Origin of the sequence: Burkholderia sp. AU33803 (assembly GCF_002223095.1) — a bacterium.
Lineage (GTDB): Bacteria > Pseudomonadota > Gammaproteobacteria > Burkholderiales > Burkholderiaceae > Burkholderia.
On sequence record NZ_NKFJ01000006.1, the window covers coordinates 779,383 to 797,741 of the forward strand.

Annotated in this window: 18 protein-coding genes; 13 read left to right on the forward strand and 5 right to left on the reverse strand. The window is 67.0% G+C overall.

Annotated features, from left to right (window positions below; all coding sequences use genetic code 11):
- Positions 1-206 precede the first annotated feature (206 nt).
- Together CFB41_RS20760 and CFB41_RS20765 are read left to right on the forward strand one after the other, a co-directional pair.
- On the forward strand, positions 207-1,124 hold the full coding sequence (locus CFB41_RS20760; RefSeq protein WP_089457729.1) for a LysR family transcriptional regulator: 918 nt from the start codon (positions 207-209) through the stop codon (positions 1,122-1,124).
- Between the two features lie 109 nt (positions 1,125-1,233).
- Positions 1,234-2,049, forward strand: coding sequence for an alpha/beta fold hydrolase (locus tag CFB41_RS20765; protein WP_089457730.1), 816 nt, complete (start codon positions 1,234-1,236; stop codon positions 2,047-2,049).
- Positions 2,050-2,089: 40 nt separating this feature from the next.
- On the opposite strand, the gene CFB41_RS20770 is transcribed toward CFB41_RS20765, so the two are convergent.
- Entirely contained in the window at positions 2,090-2,443 is a 354-nt protein-coding gene (locus tag CFB41_RS20770) for a hypothetical protein (protein ID WP_089443102.1), read from the reverse strand.
- A gap of 306 nt (positions 2,444-2,749) precedes the next feature.
- A complete protein-coding gene (locus CFB41_RS20775; RefSeq protein WP_089457731.1) occupies positions 2,750-3,370 on the reverse strand; it encodes a TetR/AcrR family transcriptional regulator in 621 nt (206 codons plus the stop codon).
- Between the two features lie 95 nt (positions 3,371-3,465).
- Here CFB41_RS20775 and CFB41_RS20780 point away from each other — a divergent pair, with 95 nt between their 5' ends.
- The gene (locus tag CFB41_RS20780; RefSeq protein ID WP_089457732.1) at positions 3,466-4,707 is read left to right on the forward strand and encodes a glycosyltransferase; all 1,242 of its coding nucleotides are present in this window, start codon (positions 3,466-3,468) and stop codon (positions 4,705-4,707) included.
- 20 nt (positions 4,708-4,727) lie between these two features.
- Here the strand turns inward: CFB41_RS20780 and hutC are convergent, their stop codons facing one another.
- The 3 genes from hutC to CFB41_RS20795 form a co-directional block, all read right to left on the reverse strand.
- Complete coding sequence (hutC, locus tag CFB41_RS20785) at positions 4,728-5,423, reverse strand: histidine utilization repressor (RefSeq protein WP_039349239.1); 696 nt, start codon at positions 5,421-5,423, stop codon at positions 4,728-4,730.
- 182 nt (positions 5,424-5,605) lie between these two features.
- Complete coding sequence (locus CFB41_RS20790) at positions 5,606-6,733, reverse strand: porin (protein WP_089457733.1); 1,128 nt, start codon at positions 6,731-6,733, stop codon at positions 5,606-5,608.
- 185 nt (positions 6,734-6,918) lie between these two features.
- Entirely contained in the window at positions 6,919-7,233 is a 315-nt protein-coding gene (locus tag CFB41_RS20795; RefSeq protein WP_089443098.1) for a hypothetical protein, read from the reverse strand.
- A gap of 337 nt (positions 7,234-7,570) precedes the next feature.
- Here CFB41_RS20795 and kdpF point away from each other — a divergent pair, with 337 nt between their 5' ends.
- The 10 genes from kdpF to CFB41_RS20845 all read left to right on the forward strand — a co-directional run bounded on the left by kdpF (position 7,571) and on the right by CFB41_RS20845 (position 18,268).
- Positions 7,571-7,651: a K(+)-transporting ATPase subunit F gene (gene kdpF, locus CFB41_RS38975; RefSeq protein ID WP_076841383.1), complete on the forward strand. Its 81-nt coding sequence runs from the start codon at positions 7,571-7,573 to the stop codon at positions 7,649-7,651.
- Between the two features lie 138 nt (positions 7,652-7,789).
- Positions 7,790-9,493 carry a potassium-transporting ATPase subunit KdpA gene (kdpA, locus tag CFB41_RS20805; protein WP_089443097.1) on the forward strand — a complete coding sequence of 568 codons (1,704 nt, stop codon included), beginning with the start codon at positions 7,790-7,792 and terminating at the stop codon, positions 9,491-9,493.
- A 10-nt stretch (positions 9,494-9,503) separates the two neighbouring features.
- On the forward strand, positions 9,504-10,205 hold the full coding sequence (gene kdpC, locus CFB41_RS20810; RefSeq protein ID WP_179250119.1) for a potassium-transporting ATPase subunit KdpC: 702 nt from the start codon (positions 9,504-9,506) through the stop codon (positions 10,203-10,205).
- Positions 10,206-10,261: 56 nt separating this feature from the next.
- Entirely contained in the window at positions 10,262-12,310 is a 2,049-nt protein-coding gene (kdpB, locus tag CFB41_RS20815; RefSeq protein WP_089458942.1) for a potassium-transporting ATPase subunit KdpB, read from the forward strand.
- Positions 12,311-12,390: 80 nt separating this feature from the next.
- Positions 12,391-14,097, forward strand: a complete 1,707-nt coding sequence (locus CFB41_RS20820; RefSeq protein WP_089458943.1) for a DUF4118 domain-containing protein — start codon at positions 12,391-12,393, stop codon at positions 14,095-14,097.
- On the forward strand, positions 14,094-14,846 hold the full coding sequence (locus CFB41_RS20825) for a response regulator (RefSeq protein ID WP_089457734.1): 753 nt from the start codon (positions 14,094-14,096) through the stop codon (positions 14,844-14,846). The genes CFB41_RS20820 and CFB41_RS20825 overlap by 4 nt, the downstream gene beginning before the upstream one ends.
- A gap of 273 nt (positions 14,847-15,119) precedes the next feature.
- Positions 15,120-15,893, forward strand: coding sequence for an ABC transporter substrate-binding protein (locus tag CFB41_RS20830; protein WP_039344924.1), 774 nt, complete (start codon positions 15,120-15,122; stop codon positions 15,891-15,893).
- A 174-nt stretch (positions 15,894-16,067) separates the two neighbouring features.
- Entirely contained in the window at positions 16,068-16,757 is a 690-nt protein-coding gene (locus CFB41_RS20835; RefSeq protein WP_041493367.1) for an ABC transporter permease, read from the forward strand.
- Positions 16,754-17,467, forward strand: a complete 714-nt coding sequence (locus CFB41_RS20840) for an ABC transporter permease (protein ID WP_046549412.1) — start codon at positions 16,754-16,756, stop codon at positions 17,465-17,467. The genes CFB41_RS20835 and CFB41_RS20840 overlap by 4 nt, the downstream gene beginning before the upstream one ends.
- 33 nt (positions 17,468-17,500) lie before the next feature.
- On the forward strand, positions 17,501-18,268 hold the full coding sequence (locus CFB41_RS20845; protein WP_039344915.1) for an ABC transporter ATP-binding protein: 768 nt from the start codon (positions 17,501-17,503) through the stop codon (positions 18,266-18,268).
- The last annotated feature ends 91 nt before the right edge of the window (positions 18,269-18,359 follow it).

The window sequence follows — 18,359 nt, forward strand, 5'->3', positions numbered from 1 at the left end:
GGGAAGCGTTGCGGCTTCCCGTTTTGCTTTGCGCGGCGCCGGTCGCCGCTGCGCGCGCCATGCGGTTCGCGCCGGGAGCGGTGCCGGCTGAGGTATCGTGACGGGATCGGGAAGCAGGTGGCCGACAGGGCCGGTGTGGACGGCCGGCGCGCGCGCCGTGCGCGGTGCGGAATCAACATCCGTCGCCTGCCCGGGAGGATTCGAACATGGAGTTGAGACACCTCCGCTACTTCGTCGCGGTCGCCGAAGAGCGGAATTTCACGCGGGCGGCCGAACGGCTGCATATCGCGCAGCCGCCGCTGAGCCGGCAGATCCAGCAGCTCGAGGAAGCGCTCGGCGTGCCGCTGTTCGAGCGCAACGCGCGGCCGCTGAAGCTGACCGACGCGGGCCGCTTCTTCTATTCGCACGCGGTGCAGCTGCTCGCGCAGACGACCGAGCTCGAATCGATGACGAAGCGGGTCGGCAAGATCGAGCGCAGCATGTCGGTCGGTTTCGTCGGCTCGACGCTGTACGGGATGCTGCCGAAGATCATCCGGCGCTTTCGCAGCGAGTATCCGGCGGTCGAGCTGAGCCTGCACGAGATGTCGACGATGGACCAGATCAAGGCGCTGAAGGAAGGGCGCATCGACGTCGGGTTCGGGCGCATCCGCCACGAGGATCCGAGCGTGCGGCGCGTCGTGCTGCGCGAGGAGCGGATGATCGTCGCGCTGCCGGTCGGCCATCCGCTCGACAGCGCGAAGCCCGTGCTGTCGCTGCACGATCTCGTGAACGACACGCTGATCATCTTTCCGAAGGCGCCGCGTCCGAGCTATGCGGACCAGGTGCTCGCGGCGTTTCACGATCGCGCGCTGCAGCCGCGCAAGATCTACGAGACGCGCGAACTGCAGATCGCGCTTGGCCTCGTCGCGATGGGCGAGGGCGTGTCGGTCGTGCCGCACAGCGTGTACGGGCTGAAGCGCGACGACATCAGCTACAAGCCGCTCAACGATCCGAACCTCGTGTCGCCGATCATCATGAGCATGCGGATGCTCGACGAATCGGAGGATCTCCGCGCGATGCAGGCGCTGATCTACCGGCTGTATGACGAGGCGCAGATGGAGTATCTGCCGCCGCAACCCGAATGAACGCGCGGCCGGTGGGGGCTTGCTTGACGCTGTGTGCGGGCAAGGGCCAACATCGCAGGATCCGATGCGGCCGCCGAGGGGCGGCCGCTTTCATGCAGACGACACACACATGACCGATATCCCGATTGACGAGACCACCGTCGAGACGCCGCAAGGGCGCCGCTTTGCGAAACGCTGGCGCGGTGGTCTGGCGCAACCGGCGACGGATGCGTCGAAGCACCACGCACCGGTCGTCCTGCTGCACGATTCGCTGGGCTGCGTCGAACTGTGGCGCGACTTCCCCGCGCAGCTGGCGAGCGCCACGCAGCGCGACGTGATCGCCTACGATCGCCTCGGCTTCGGTCGTTCCGATCGTCATCCGGGGCAACTCGGCACGACGTTCGTGCGCGACGAGGCCAATCACGCGTTCGCGGCGCTGCTCGAACAACTGGGCGTCGACGCGTTCGTCGCGCTCGGGCACAGCGTCGGCGGCGGGATGGCGGTCGGGTGTGCGGCCGCGCATCCGGAGCGTTGCCGCGCGCTGGTGACGATCGCCGCGCAGGCGTTCGTCGAGGATCGCACGCTGGCCGGTATCCGCGATGCGGGGCAGCAGTTCGACGAACCGGGCCAGCTCGACCGGCTCGCGCGCTATCACGGCGACAAGGCCGAATGGGTGCTGCGCGCGTGGGTCGACACGTGGCTGTCGCCGGCGTTTCGCGACTGGAATCTCGACGACGACTTGCCGCGCGTGCAATGCGCGACGCTCGCGATTCACGGCGAAGACGACGAATACGGATCCGACGTGCATCCGAAGCGGATCGCCGCGCGCGTCGCGGGGCCGTCGTCGTATCTGTTGCTCGGCCGGTGCGGGCACATGCCGCATCGCGAGCGAACCGGCGACGTGCTGGCCGCCGTGACGACGTTCCTGCGCGACGCGCGCGCCTGAGCGCGCTCGCGATCGCCAGCGGGCGGACGCCCGCCGGCCGTCAGAACGCGATCTGGATCGCGAGGTCGATCGCGAGCACGGCGATCGAGAGGCCGATCCCGAGGACCACGTTCGGCAGCCGGTGCTCGAAGTCGCGATTGTCGCGACGCATCGCGGCGCCGAGCAGGAAGATCGCCTCGACGACGATCTGCAGCCCGACGAACAGCAGCATCAGCAAATACTCGTAACCCATCTGCTTGAACGCGGCGAATTGCATCCCGTGATCGCGGATCCATTGGCCGACGCGCAGCAGTTCGTACACGAACAGCAAGGCGGGGAACAGGTAGCTGATGAAATAGGTCGGCGCGGTGGCGTGCCGTAGTTCGAGGTGGAAGTGCTGATGCGTGGTTGCCATCACGAATCCCTCCTTGCAACGCATGATTGCGGTCGCGACGGCGGCGCGACAACGTGCAAACGAAGGGATTACCCGAAGCGTCGCGCGCGGCCGTACGACATCAGCATACTGCTGCGCGGGAAATTTGGCATGCGATGCGTGCGGCCGTCGTAAAAATGCATCGGCGCCGCGCGACGCCTTTATCGCACCGTATGCGCCGTATGCGCGCCCCGACCGCCTCAGTGGCGCTCGCTCCTCGCGGTCGTGCCCGGGCGCTTGCGCCCGGCGAGCGCCCGACTGGCACCGGTCAACGCTTACCGGTGCCGCTCACCCTTTCGCTCGAGCACCTTCGACGAACAGCTTCGCGACCGCCTGGAACTCCCGTTTCAGCGACAGCCCCGGCACGGTCAGCCAGCGCAGCATCGCCGCGAGATACAGGTGATGGAACCACGTCGCGAGCTGGTCGGCCGGCAGCGTGCCGTTCAGTTCGCCGGATTGCTGCCCGGCCGCGATCAGTTGCTGCCACACGAGCGCGATATCGCTGCCGTTCTCTCCACCACCTTCCGCTTCAACCGTTCCGATGCTCAGGAAGCGATGGCGCAAATACGCGAGCAGATACGCGGGATGCTGCTCGCACCACGCAGCCGACGCATCGAGCACGCAGCCGATGCGTGACGCGAAAGTCTTGCGCCGCGCGACGTCGCGTTGCAGATGCGCGAGATCGCGTGCGAGTTCACCCTCCAGCCAGTGCGCGAGCACGGCTTCCTTCGTTGCAAAGTGGTTGTACAGCGTGCGCTTCGCGACATCGGCCTGCGCGGCGATCTGTTCCATCGTGACGGCTTCATAGCCGTGCGCGTCGAACAGGCGTGCACCGGTGGCGGCGAGATGCGCAAGCATCTGGATGCGCTTGCGGGCGCGGCGGCCCGGATCGTCGGTCGGATTCGTCATGGCGGAGGGATTGACTGAAAGTGCACGAGTTGCATTAGTATACGACGTGCATTTTTCTGAATCCACCCAATGCCGCCGGGCACGAGGAGTCACGCATGAAGCTCGCCATCGCCACCTACGGCACCGAAGGCGACACGCGTCCGCTCGCTGCGCTCGGCCGTGCGTTGATCGATGCCGGCCACGATGTCCGGCTGCTGGCCGATGCGGCGACGCTCGGGTCGGCCGCGGTGCTCGGCGTACAGTCGGCGCCGTTGTCCGGCGATATCCGCCGCGCGATTGCGCCGGATGGCGCGTTGGCCGATGCGGTGCGCGGGCGCGGCGGCTTCAACGACACGTCGAAGGCGCTCGCGGCAATCTCCAATGCGAACACGGCCGCGTGGATGCGCGAAATCGCGGATGCATCGGAAGGCTGCGACGCGATCCTCGCGTCCGGGCTCGCATCGTTCGTCGGCTTGTCGGTCGCCGAGTATCGCGGCGTGCCGGCGATCGGCACCGGCATGATCCCGATCACGCCCACTGTGGAATTCGCGTCGCCGTTCCTGCCGCCGGGGAAGGTGCCGCGCTGGCTGAACCGCGCGAGCCACCGGTTCGTGAACGCGCTGCTGTGGCAGGCGTTCAGGAAGGCGACGAATGCGGCACGCGCGAGCGTGTGCGGGTTGCCGCCGCGCAAGCAGGTGTGGGCCGATCATCCGATGCTGTACGGCGTGTCGCCGGCGCTGCTGTCCGGGCCGGGCGACTGGCCGTCGAATGTGCAGGCATGCGGCCAGTGGCGGATCGATGCGCATGCCTGGGCGCCATCGTCCGAACTCGCGGCATTTCTCGAAGCGGGCGATCGCCCCGTGTACATCGGTTTTGGCAGTATGGCCGGCTTCGATCGCGCCGCGATGGTCGGAGCGCTGACGCACGCGCTCGCCGGCCGGCGCGCGTTGTTCTATCCGGGCTGGAGCGGTATCGACGCGTCGATGCTGCCGAAGAACGTACACGTGATCGGCGATACGCCGCATGACCGGCTGTTCCCGCAGGTATCGATGGCAATCCATCACGGCGGATCGGGCACCACGCATTCGGCGGCGCGGGCCGGCATTCCGTCGGTCGTCGTGCCGTTCGCGGGCGATCAGTTCTTCTGGGCGAACCGGCTGCAGCGACTCGGCGTGGCGGATGCGCCGGTGGCGGGGCGGCGCATGGACGCCGCTGCACTGGCGCAGGCCATCGCATTTGCCGAACGGGACGAAACGAAAGCGCGCGCGATGGAACTCGGCGCGCGCATCGCGCAAGAGGAGGGCTTGAAGCGGGCCGTCGGTGCGATCGAGCGATGGAGGCAGCCGGGCGCGCGGTAAGCCCGGACATCCACCTCAGCTCAGAAATGCCCGGTGAACCGGTACCGGCTGCCCGGGTGCCACAGATTGGCGACCGACGCGACCATCCCCTGCGACCACGTGCGCCGATGCAGCAGCAGGCACGGCTCGCGGTCGTCCATCGTCAGGTGGCGGCGCGTTTCGGTGTCGGGCATCGCGGCCTCGATCCGGTATTCGACGCGCTGCAGCGGCGCGACGCGCGTCAGGTACTGGTTCGGCGTCGTGGTCGTGAAGTCCTGCAACGCATACTCGGGTGCGCAGGCCGGATTGACCCAGCGTTCCTCGAGCTGCACGGGCGTGTCGTTCTCGAAGTGCAGCACGCGCGAATGGAAGATCGGGCTGCCCGTGTCGATCTGCAACTCGTCGGCGAGCTTCGCATCGGCGACGGCCGCGCCGACCTGCAGCACCTGCGCGCGATAGCCATGGCCGCGCGCGGCGACTTCGTCCGAGATGCTGCGGATCGCGACGAGCGTCGATTCGTACTTCGGCGACGCGACATACGTGCCGGAGCCGCGCGTGCGCGTGAGCACCTGCTCGGCCGTCAGCTCGCGCAGCGCGCGGTTGACGGTCATCCGCGCGACGTTGAATTCGCGCGCGAGCTCGTTCTCCGACGGCACCTGGTCGCCTTCCGCCCATTCGCCGGCATGAATGCGCGCGAGGATGAAGTCCTTGATTTCCTGATAGATCGGTGTGGTCATGGGATCACGATTCCAGAGTCGGCAGCGGCCCGCCGCCGAATTCCGATCCGGCGCGCGCCCGGCGCCGAGTGTACCGGTTTCGCAGGCGCGCGGGCCCGGATTCCCCGAATGATCCCTGTTCGGCCGGCGCGCGTCCATGCGGGATTGCACAGAGCGGCCGGCCTTGGGCAACTGGCGTACGGTCAGAACCGATGCCGGATGCCGACCGTCCCGACCACCTGCGTGTTGGTCGACGAAGGCGCGAGCCCCGTGACGTTCGCGAACCCGAGCGTCGCACCCGCCGGCGCGCCGAACTGGTGCTGGTAGACGGTTTCCGCGTACACGTCGGTGCGCTTGCTCAGCGCGTAGTCGGCCATCAGCGTCACCTGGTGCCATTTCGGCCGATGGCTGCCGGTTGCGTCGTCGTAGCGGCCGTGGGTGAACGTATAGGCGCCCGCGAACGAAACGGCCGGCGTCAGCGCATAGCGCGCGTTGACCTCGAAGTTGTCGAAGCGCAGCGCATTCTGCGCGCCGGGTAGCGACGACGCGGCCGTGTCGTCGAACATCGAATGCGTCCACAGCGCGCCGACCGTCAGCCGGTCGAACGCGTAGCTGCCGCCCGCGCCCATCACCCGCTGGCGCACGGCCGGGAAGTTCGGGCCGTCGTTGGTCGACAGCGCACCGCCGGCCGTCAGCCCGCCGCGGTTGAGCTGCAGGTACGCGGCGCCGAGGCTGACCGGCCCGTTCGCATACGACACGCCCGCGCTGTACGCGCGGTTGTTCGCGAAGCCGCCGGCCGCGTTGCTGAACCCGTACAGGCCGCCGAACTGCCAGCCGGCAAGCGTCGGGCTCGTGTACTTCACCGCGTTGTCGATGTAGAACGAGTCGTCGAGGTTGTCGTTGTCGAACGGATGGGACGCGAGATTGTTGCCGTCGCCGTTGTTCGCCATCGCGAGCGGGCCGAGATAATCGACCACGGCATCGTACTGGCGGCCGAGCGTCAGCGTGCCGTACGGGTCGCTCTGCAGGCCGACGTACGCGCGGCGGCCGAACATCGTGTTCTTGTAGGACTGCGTGCCGTTGTTCAGGTTGAAGCCGTTCTCGAGGCGGAACAGCGCATGCAGGCCGCCGCCGAGATCCTCGTTGCCGCTCAGACCGAAGACCGTGTTCGACAGCAGGCCGCTGCCTTGCTGCCACGCGCTTTTACCCGACTGGTTGTTCGTATAGACGATACCCGCATCGAGCATCCCGTAGAGCGTGACGCTGCTTTGCGCATGCGCGGCCGCGCTGAGGAACGCGAGGGAGAGGGTACCGGCGACTGCTTTTTTCATTGTGAGTGCTTCCTGGAAAGGCCCGTAGCGACGGGAACGACGATCCGGCGCGCATGCCGGTGGCGAGCGTACGCGGCTCGTGATGAAAACGAACCGCACGCGTTCGCGTCGGCAACGCGCGTTCGAATCGATGAAAGGGGAGCGGGCGCGTGACGCGTGTCACGCGCGACCGCAATGGACGCCGGCTAGTGCTGCAGCAGGCGGATCGTGCCGAATTCGGCGGCCGGCAGCAGGCGCAGGATCGACAGGATGGCGGGCGACGCCTGCGAGCGCGCGACTTCGAGCTCGATGCACGCGCGCCCGGTGCGGTTGTCGATCGCGGCCGTGTAGAAATTGAGCGCGGTGCCGACTGCCTGGTGCAGCAGGCGCCGCACGACGGCGAGGTTGTCCGATTCGACGCGGATCGACAGCAGCACGAGTTCGTCGGCGGGGCACCGGCGCCGCGCACGAACGGGCGGCAGGTCGCGTGAGGCGGCGGTTTCGGTTCTGGTCGGTTTCATGCTGGCATCCCCGGGTCGCATCGTGCTCCGCACCGCGGAGATCTCGTCTTGGACATGCCGCTCATTCTAGGAATGGCGATGAAGATACGGTGTATAGACTCGTATTGGCCCTGAAAAGAACGCATAAAAACGCCATCGCCGCCGGCTTTCGTCTTTACGGCTTTTTTACTTTGCGTAAGGAAATTGAACACCGCTTTGATACGCGGATTTCTACACTGTCGCATCCCATCCGCCAACTGAGCATGGGGGCGTCACACGAGCCTGCGCCAGCGCGGCGAGGCCCGATGCGCCGACGATCGCGCGGCGTTGCCGCGCATACAGAGAAAAGGGGAAAGCCATGTTGTGGATCACCGGCGCGTTGTCGCTCGCGCTCTTTATCTATCTGTTTCATGCGTTGATCCAACCCGAGCGGTATTGATCGGCGCGATTCAACAGGAATTCGAAAATATCGGTGAATGTCATGAGCGATCTGCTTTTCATCTTGTTCACGCTCGCGTTCTTTGCCTTGACGGCGGGTTTCATCACCGGCCTTGACCGGATCTGAGCGAGCGTCGACATGTTCAACAATCTCATTCAATTCGCGATCGTTCTCGCGATCATGCTGGCGCTGGTGCCCGTCGTCGGAAAATGGCTCGCGCACGCCTTGACGAGCCCGCGCCACGCGTGGGTCGAACGCCGTACCTATGCGCTGCTCGGCGTGAATCCCGACGAAGCGATGTCGTGGCAGCGCTACGGGATGGTGCTGCTGCTCAGCAATGCCGGGATGATGCTGCTCGGCTATCTGCTGCTGCGCATCCAGGACACGCTGCCGTTCGACGCGCTGCAGCGCGCGTCGCAAAGCCCCGACCTCGCGTTCAACACCGCCGCGTCGTTCATCACGAACACGAACTGGCAGGCGTATGCGGGCGAAAGCAGCCTGTCGAACTTCTCGCAGATGGCCGTCATCACGTTCCTGATGGTGGTCAGCGCGGCCACCGGCGTCGCGGCAGCGGGCGGCTTCATCCGCGGGCTGAGCCGCAAGAGCGCGGCGGACATCGGCAACTACTGGGTCGATTTCACGCGCGTGACCTATCGTGTGCTGCTGCCGCTCAGCTTCGTGATGGCGCTCGTGTACGTGTGGCAGGGCATGCCGCAGACGCTCGCGTCCGACGCATGGGCGACCACGCTCGAAGGCGCGCGCCAGCAGATCGTGATGGGGCCGGTGGCCAGCCTCGAATCGATCAAGCACATCGGCACGAACGGCGGCGGCTTCTTCAGCATGAACGCCGCGCATCCGTTCGAGAACCCGACGCCGCTCACCAACACGCTGCACATGCTGTCGATGCTGCTGATTCCGTCCGCGCTGACCTACACGCTCGGCACGATGATCGGCCGGCGCCGCCAGGGCTGGGTGATTCTTGCCGCGTTCGTCGTGATGTTCGTCGGCTTCCTGGCCGTGATCTATTCGGCCGAGCAGCACGGCAATCCGCTCGTGACCGGGCTCGGCGTCGACCCGCAACTGAGCGCCACGCAGCCGGGCGGCAACATGGAAGGCAAGGAGATGCGTTTCGGCATCGCCCAGACGAGCCTGTTCGCCACCGTCACGACGGCCGCGACCACCGGGTCGGTCGATGCGATGCATGACTCGCTGACGCCGCTCGGCGGGCTCGTGCCGATCGCGCAGATGATGCTGAACAACGTGTTCGGCGGCGACGGCGTCGGGCTGATCAACCTGTTCACGTTCGCAATCCTCACGGTGTTCCTGGTCGGGATGATGATCGGGCGCACGCCGGAGTTCCTCGGCAAGAAGATCGAGGCGCGCGAGATGAAGCTCGTGATGCTCGCGGTGCTCGCGCATCCGTTCAGCATCCTCGGCTTCACCGCGGTGGCGTCGATGCTGCATTCGACGATGGACAGCCTCGCGAACCTCGGCCCGCACGGCTTCAGCGAAGTGCTGTACGCCTACACGTCGGGCACGGCCAACAACGGCTCCGCGTTCGCGGGCCTGAACGCGAACACGCCGTTCTTCAACACGACGATCGGCTTCGCGATGCTGATCGGCCGCTACCTGACGCTGCTGCCGATGCTCGCGGTCGCCGGCAGCCTCGCCGCGAAGAAGGGCGTGCCGGAAAGCGCGGGCACGCTGTCGACGTCGACGGGCCTGTTCGCCGGCCTGCTGGTCTTCGTGATCCTGGTCGTCGGTGGTCTCACGTTCCTGCCGGCGCTCGCGCTCGGCCCGGTCGTCGAGCACCTGATGATGTCGGGCGGCCAACTGTTCTGAGGAAAACATCATGATGCAAGGCAATCGCCAGGCCGCGGCCGCCGCCGCGCCGGCACCCGGTTCTTCGTTCGGCGCGGCGACGCGCGGCCTCGTGCGGCCCGTGATCGCGTCGTCGGTGCTGTTCATGCTCGTCACCGGCATCGCGTATCCGCTGCTCACCACCGGCGTCGCGAACGTGCTGTTCCCGTCGCAGGCGCGCGGCAGTCTCGTGCAGCAGCACGGCACGACGGTCGGCTCGGCGGTGATCGGGCAGCCGTTCACGCGGGCCGGCTACTTCCACGGGCGGCCGAGCGCGACGGTCGGCACCGATCCGGCCGATCCGTCGAAGACGGTCGACCAGCCGTACAACGCAGCCGGCAGCGGCGCGAGCAACCAGGGCGCGACGAGCAAAAAGCTGCTCGCGGATATCGCGAAGCGTGTGCGCATCTACCGGCAGGAGAACGCGCTCGCCGCGGGCACGCCGGTGCCGGCGGATGCGGTGACCGCGTCGGCGTCGGGGCTCGATCCCGAGATCTCGGTCGCGAACGCGCGGCTGCAGGCGGCGCGGGTCGCGCAGGCGCGCGGCGTGGATGCCGCGCAGGTCGCGGCGCTCGTCGATCGGATCGCCCTGCCGCGCCAGCTCAGCGTGCTCGGCGAACCGCGCGTGCGCGTGCTCGACCTGAACCTCGCGCTGGACCGCGCATTCGGCCAGGCGGCCGGCGCGAAGCAATAGCAGGAACCACGGAGTCACTCATGTCCCATATCGAAACCCCGATCAATCCAGTGGCGATGCCGGCCGGCGGCGTGCCGCCGATGCGCTGGACGGCCGTGCTGCGCGAGGCGTTCCGCAAGCTCGCGCCGCGCGTGCAGTTGAAGAATCCCGTGATGTTCGTCGTGTATCTCGGCAGCATCGTCACGACCGTGCTGTGGCTGCAGGCGCTGGCCGGCACGGGCGACGCGCCGGCCGGCTTCATCTTCGCGGTCGCGTGCTGGCTGTGGTTCACCGTGCTGTTCGCGAACGCGGCCGAGGCGCTGGCCGAAGGGCGCGGCAAGGCGCAGGCCGATGCGCTGCGTGCGGCGCGCAAGCGCGTGTACGCGAAGGTGCTCGACGAGCCGAAGCAATTCGGCAGCACCAGCCATCGTGTGCCGAGCGACGAGCTCGCGGCCGGCAGCATCGTGCTCGTCGAAGCCGGCGACACGATTCCGGCCGACGGCGAAGTGATCGACGGCGTCGCGTCGGTCGACGAATCGGCGATCACCGGCGAATCCGCGCCGGTAATCCGCGAGTCGGGCGGCGATTTTTCGTCGGTGACGGGCGGCACGCGCGTGCTGTCCGACTGGATCATCGTGAAGATCACCGCGCAACCGGGCGAGGCGTTCCTCGACCGGATGATCGCGATGGTCGAAGGCGCGAAGCGCGGCAAGACGCCGAACGAGGTCGCGCTGACGATCCTGCTCGTCGCGCTGACGATCATTTTCCTGCTCGTGTGCGTGACGCTGCTGCCGTTCTCGCAGTTCAGCGTGCTGCTGAACGCGTCGGGCACGGCGGTGAGCCTGACGGTGCTGATCGCGCTGCTCGTGTGCCTGATCCCGACGACGATCGGTGCGCTGCTGTCGGCGATCGGCATCGCGGGGATGAGCCGCATGATGCGGGCGAACGTGCTCGCGACGTCGGGCCGCGCGATCGAGGCGGCCGGTGACGTCGACGTGCTGCTGCTCGACAAGACCGGCACGATCACGCTCGGCAATCGCGAGGCCGTGCAGTTCCGGCCGGCGCCGGGCGTGGACGAGCGTGCGCTGGCCGAGGCCGCGCAACTGTCGTCGCTCGCCGACGAAACGCCCGAGGGGCGCTCTATCGTCGCGCTCGCGAAGCAGCGCTTCTCGCTGGACGTGGCCGCGACCGCCGGCAGCGTCACCGTGCCGTTCAGCGCACGCACGCGGATGAGCGGCCTCGATATCGGCGACCGTCAGGTGCGCAAGGGCGCGGCCTCCGCGGTCCGCGCGCACGTCGATGCGCTCGGCGGTGTGTTTCCTCAAGCGGTCGAGACGGCCGTCAACGACATCGCGCGACGCGGCGGCACGCCGCTCGTCGTGGCCGACGGTGCCCGCGTGCTCGGTGCGATCGAGCTGAAGGACATCGTCAAGCACGGGATCGCCGCGCGTTTCGCCGAGCTGCGCAAGGTCGGCGTGAAGACCGTGATGATCACCGGCGACAACCGGCTCACCGCGGCCGCGATCGCGGCGGAAGCCGGCGTCGACGACTACCTCGCCGAAGCGACGCCGGAGGACAAGTTGCGGCTGATCCGCGAGCACCAGGCGAAGGGCCATCTCGTCGCAATGACGGGCGACGGCACCAACGACGCGCCCGCGCTCGCGCAGGCCGACGTGGCCGTCGCGATGCACAGCGGCACGCAGGCGGCGAAGGAGGCGGCCAACATGGTCGACCTCGACAGCAACCCGACGAAGCTGATGCAGGTGGTCGAGGTCGGCAAGCAGATGATCATGACGCGCGGTGCGCTGACCACGTTCAGCGTGGCCAACGATCTCGCGAAGTACTTCGCGATCATCCCGGCCGCGTTCGTCGCGACGTATCCGGCGCTCGGCGCGCTGAACGTGATGGGGCTGCACACCCCGACGTCGGCGATCCTGTCGGCGGTGATCTTCAATGCGCTGATCATCGTCGCGCTGATCCCGCTCGCGCTGAAGGGCGTGAAGTATCGCGCGGAGCCGGCCGAGAAGCTGCTGGGGCGCAACCTGCTGATCTATGGCGTGGGCGGCATCATCGCGCCGTTCATCGGCATCAAGCTGATCGACATGCTGTTGACGCCATTTATCTGACCGAACGCGCCGTCGCGGCCCCGCTCACGCCTTCATGGCGTGCGCGGGGCCGTTCGGCGTTTCAATTGCCGGAAGCGATCATGGATGTGAATGTGAACGTGAGCGAAGCGAATCGACGCGCAACGGGGCCGCGGGACACCGCCGCCCGCCGCAGTGGGGGAAGCGTGCGCCGCGACCGCTGGCGCGGCGTGCTGCGCGTAGGCGCGACGCTGGCCGACCGCATCGCGGGCGCCGGGCCCGACACGCAGCCGACGCTGGCCGTGCGCGAAGCGCGACCGCGCACGCACGTGTGGATGTCGCAGTACGCGGTGCCGCTGCTGCTCGCCACGCTCGTGTGCGCGCTGGCGACGCTGGCGGCCAGCGCGCTGCTGCGCGTGTTCGACCTGTCGAACGTCGTGATGCTGTTCCTGATGACCGTCGTGCTGATCGCGCTGCGGCTCGGCCGGCTCGCCGGCGCGTGGGCCGCATTCGTGTGCGTCGGCTGCTTCGACTTCTTCTTCGTCGAGCCGAGGCTGTCATTCGCGGTGTCCGATACGCAGTACGTGTTCACGTTCGCGCTGATGCTGGCGGTCGCGCTCGCGATCGGCCAGCTTGCGGCGAGATTGCGTGCGGAGGCGCGGGCCGCGCGTGCGAACGAGAAGCGCTCGGCGGCGCTGGCACGGGTCGCGCATGACCTGTCGGCGGCGATCGAGACCGAGCAGATCGCATCGATCTGCACCGGCACGATCGCGCCGCTGCTCGGCGTGCGCGTCGCGCTCGTGCTGCCGGATGCAAATGACCATCTGATGCCGGCGCAGCACGCCCGGTTCGTCGAAGCACCGATCGCCCGCTGGGTCTACGAGCATGCGCGTGGCGCCGGGTGCGGGCTGCCGCCGTTCGAGCGCGCGACCGCGCAGTACCTGCCGCTGAAGGCGCCGATGCGCGTGCGCGGCGTGCTCGTGCTGTTCGGCGACGCGCAGCCGGTGCCCACCGATCCCGACGATCGCCGCCTGATCGACGCATTGTGCTCGTCGATCGCGATGGCGCTCGAACGCGTGCACTACGTCGGTGTCGCGCAGCACACGCTGGTTCGCATCGAAGGCGAGCGGCTGCGCAACGCGCTGCTCGCCGCGGTGTCGCACGACCTGAAGACGCCGCTGACCGCGATCCGCGGGCTCGCCGAGACACTGGAGCGGCCCGAGCGGCTCGCCGACGGGCAGCCGGCCGCGCTCGCGCACGGCATCCGCAACCAGGCCGAGGCGCTGCACGGGCTCGTCGTCAACCTGCTCGATCTCGCGCGCATGCAGAGCGAGGGCGTGCGGCTGAATCGCGAATGGCACATGCTCGACGAGATCGTCGGCAGTGCGCTCGCGCATTCGGCCGGCGTGCTGGCCGGCCGCGACGTGAGCACCGACTTGCCGGCCGACCTGCCGCTGATCGACGTCGACGCGCTGCTGATCGAGCGCGTGCTGATGAACCTGCTCGACAACGCGGCGAAGTATGCGGGCGCGGATGCGGCCGTGGCGGTGCGGGCGCGCGTGTTCGGCGAAACGCTGTACGTCTTCGTCGAGGACGACGGCCCCGGCTTCATCGCGCGCAACACCGAGCCGCTGTTCGAACCGTTCGAGCGCGAGCGCAAGGAATCGTCGATCAGCGGCGTGGGGCTCGGGCTCGCGCTGTGCCGCAGCATCGTCAACGCGCACGGCGGCTCGATCCGTGCGGTGCCGCTCGAGCCGCACGGCGCGCGGTTCGAGGTTCGCCTGCCACTGGGCGCGCCGCCCGATATCGAACACGAGAGCCGGACATGATCAGATCGCGCGTACTTATCGTCGAGGACGAATCGGACATCCGCCGTTTCGTGCGGATGGCGCTGGAACAGGAAGGGCTCGACACCTGCGAGGCGTCGACGGCCCGCGAGGCGCGGATGTATGCGTCGAGCAGCAAGCCCGATCTCGTGATCGTCGATCTCGGGCTGCCGGACGACGACGGCAAGACCTTCATCCGCGAGCTGCGCAAGTGGTCGACGGTGCCGGTGATCGTGCTGTCGGCGCGGCAGCAGGAAGTGGAGAAGGTCGCGGCGCTCGATGCGGGCGCGGACGATTACCTGCCGAAGCCGTTCGGCGTGCCCGAACTGCTCGCACGGGCGCGTGCGCAGTTGCGGCGCGCGGCGTTCGTCTCGGCCGACGGGCAGTCGTCGTCGATCGTGCGGTTCGGCGACGTGACCGTCGATCTCGGCAAGCACGAAGTGGCGCGCGGCGGCGTGCCCGTTCACCTGACGCGCCTCGAATTCCGGCTGCTCGCCGCGCTGATCCGCGCACGCGGCGGCGTGATCGCCGCACGGCAGTTGCTGGCGGAGGTCTGGGGCATCCACGACGCCGACCGCGCGCACTACGTGCGCGTGTACATGACGAACCTGCGGCAGAAACTCGAGCCGGTGCCGGCACGCCCGCGGCACCTGCTGACGGAGCTGCAGTTCGGCTACCGGCTGGTCGGTCTAGAAACGGTCGCCACGGCGGACGGGCCGTGCGGCGCGGCGCCGGCAGGTCTAGACAACTGAAATCCAGCTCCCCGTCGTTCGCCAACGCCCGGAGAAAGCTGTTGTTTAGCTCGGTGTAATTCGCAATTAATTGAAATATAAGGAAATTTGCGACCCACGATCCTATTGAACCGACAATTAGAGATAAACACGGATTGCTGGCGCACCTTCTGAAAAGGCAAAGTTGTATGTACAACTTGAGGTGTCGCCGGAAGGGGCGACCCCCGGGTTGGAAGGGGTCACGGCGGCGCTGCCCGACGGAACCCGGCCCAGTTCGCCTCTGACAGGAACGCCATGAAGAAACTCGCGCTCAGTATTGCCCTTGCCTGCATCGCGGTCGGTGCCCACGCCAAGGATTGGTCGACGATCCGGTTCGGCGTCGACGCCAGCTATCCGCCGTTCGAATCGAAGGACGCAAGCGGCAAGGTCGTCGGCTTCGACGTCGATCTCGGCAACGAGATCTGCGCCCGCCTGAAGGCGAAATGCGTGTGGATCGAGAACGACTTCGACGGGATGATTCCCGCGCTGAAGGCGAAGAAGTTCGACGGCGTGCTGTCGTCGATGTCGATGACGCCGGCGCGCGCCGAGCAGATCGCATTCTCCGACAAGCTGTTCAACACGCCGACGCGCCTCGTCGCGAAGAAGGGCACGAACCTGCAGCCGACGGCCGAATCGCTGAAGGGCAAGTCGGTGGGCGTCGAGCAGGGCACCATCCAGGAAACCTACGCGAAGGCCTACTGGGCGCCGAAGGGCGTGCAGGTCGTGCCTTACCAGAACCAGGACGGCGTGTACCAGGACCTGATGTCGGGCCGCCTCGACGCGGCGCTGCAGGACGCGGTGCAGGCCGACATCGGCTTCCTGAAGACGCCGCGCGGCGCGAACTTCGAATTCGCCGGCAAGGACATCGACGATCCGAAGACGCTCGGCAACGGCGCCGGCATCGGGCTGCGCAAGGACGACGCCGACCTGAAGGCGAAGATCGACCACGCGATTGCCGACATCATCAAGGACGGCACGTACAAGAAGCTCGAGAAGAAGTACTTCGCGTTCGACGTCTACGGCGGTTGATGCTCCCCGCGGCGCGCACCGGTTGCGATGCGCGCCGCGTCCGTCGCGGGTGCAACCCGCTTCGCGCGATGCGTCCGACTTGATGAGCAGGCTGCATCAGGTAGTGCGCAGATATCGTTTGATGCGCGGGTAATGGCTATTGACAATCCAGCCACATCGTTCTGGATCCCTCCTATGATCTTCCAAGGATTTGGCCCGCTGTTGTGGGCCGGCACGGTGGAAACCGTGAAGCTCGCGGTGCTGTCGCTCGCGGCGTCGCTCGTGCTGGGCCTCATCGGCGCGAGCGCGAAACTGTCGACGAACCGCATGCTCAAGTCGATCGGCACCTTCTACACGACGCTGATCCGCGCGGTGCCGGACCTCGTGCTGATGCTGCTGCTGTTCTACGGGATCCAGATCCTGCTGAACAACGTCACCGACATGCTCGGCTGGGACCAGATCGACATCGACCCGTTCGTGGCCGGCGTCATCACGCTCGGCTTCATCTACGGTGCGTACTTCACCGAGACGTTCCGCGGCGCGTTTCTCGCGGTGCCGCGCGGCCAGCTCGAAGCGGGCTTCGCATACGGGATGAGCGGCTGGCGCGTGTTCCGCCGCATCCTGTTCCCGCAGATGATGCGCTTCGCGCTGCCCGGCATCGGCAACAACTGGCAGGTGCTCGTGAAGGCCACCGCGCTCGTGTCGATCATCGGCCTTGCCGACGTCGTCAAGGCGTCGCAGGACGCCGGCAAGAGCACGCTCGATTTCTTCTTCTTCACGCTGGCTGCAGGCGCGATCTACCTCGCGATCACGACGGTGTCCAACGTCGTGCTGCATCACCTCGAGAAGCGTTATTCCGTCGGCGTCCGGAGGCTCGCACTGTGATCGAACTCGTCAGCCAGTACTGGCAAAGCTATCTCTATACCGACGGCTACCGCTTCAGCGGCCTCGCGATCACGCTGTGGCTGCTGGTGGTATCGATCGCGTTCGGCTTCGCGCTCGCCGTGCCGCTCGCGATCGCGCGCGCGTCGTCGAACCGCTGGATCTCCGGCCCGGTGTGGCTCTATACGTACGTGTTCCGCGGCACGCCGCTCTACGTGCAGTTGCTGATGTGCTACACGGGCATCTACAGCCTGCAGGTCGTGCACAACCACGTGCTGCTCGACACGTTCTTCCGCAACGCGATGAACTGCACGCTGCTCGCGTTCGTGCTGAACGAATGCGCGTATGCCACCGAAATTTTCGCGGGCGCGATCAAGGCGACGTCGGCCGGCGAGATCGAGGCCGGCATGGCCTACGGGATGTCGCGCTTCAAGCTCTACACGCGGATCATCCTGCCTTCCGCGCTGCGCCGCTCGCTGCCGAGCTACAGCAACGAGGTGATCCTGATGCTGCACGCGACGACGCTCGCATTCACCGCGACCGTGCCCGACATCCTGAAGGTCACGCGCGACGTCAATTCGGCGACCTACATGTCGTTCCAGGCCTACGGCATCGCGGCCGTGCTGTACGCCGCCGTCGTGTTCACGCTCATCTGGGCGTTCCGCAAGCTCGAGACGCGCTGGCTCGCGTACCTCTCGCCGCGCGGCCATTAACGCATTCGCAAGATTCGCAAGGAAGGACCCAGCATGTACAAGCTTACCGTTGACAACCTGCACAAGAAGTTCGGCGACAACGAGGTGTTGAAGGGCGTGTCGATGAAGGCGAAGGCCGGCGACGTGATCAGCATCATCGGCTCGAGCGGCTCCGGCAAGAGCACGTTCCTGCGCTGCATCAACTTCCTCGAGCAGCCGTGCTCGGGGCAGATCACGATCGGCAGCGAGCCGATCCAGACCACGCGCGACCGCAACGGCTCGCTGCGCGTGGCCGACCAGAAGCAGCTGCAGCGGATGCGCACGAAGCTGTCGATGGTGTTCCAGCACTTCAACCTGTGGGCCCACATGACGGTGCTCGAGAACATCATCGAAGCGCCGATGGCCGTGCTCGGCGTCGGCAAGGACGAGGCGATCGCGCGGGCGCGCAAGTACCTGGAGAAGGTCGGCCTCGCACCGCGCGTCGAGGGCATGTATCCGTCGCACCTGTCGGGCGGCCAGCAGCAGCGCGTCGCGATTGCGCGCGCGCTGGCGATGGAGCCGGAAGTGATGCTGTTCGACGAGCCGACCTCGGCGCTCGATCCGGAGCTCGTCGGCGAAGTGCTGAAGGTGATGCAGAAGCTCGCGGAAGAAGGCCGCACGATGGTCGTCGTCACGCACGAGATGGGTTTCGCACGCAACGTGTCGAATCACGTGATCTTCCTGCATCAGGGGAAGATCGAGGAGGAGGGGAATCCGCAGGAGATTCTCGTGAATCCGAAGAGCGAACGGCTCGGGCAGTTTCTGTCGGGGCGGTTGAAGTAAGCGGGCAGGCGGCGTCGCGCGTCATCGGCGACGTCGCATACTGGAACGCTAAATGCTTGTCACGCGGGATCCTTTCAATGAAGGAGCACCG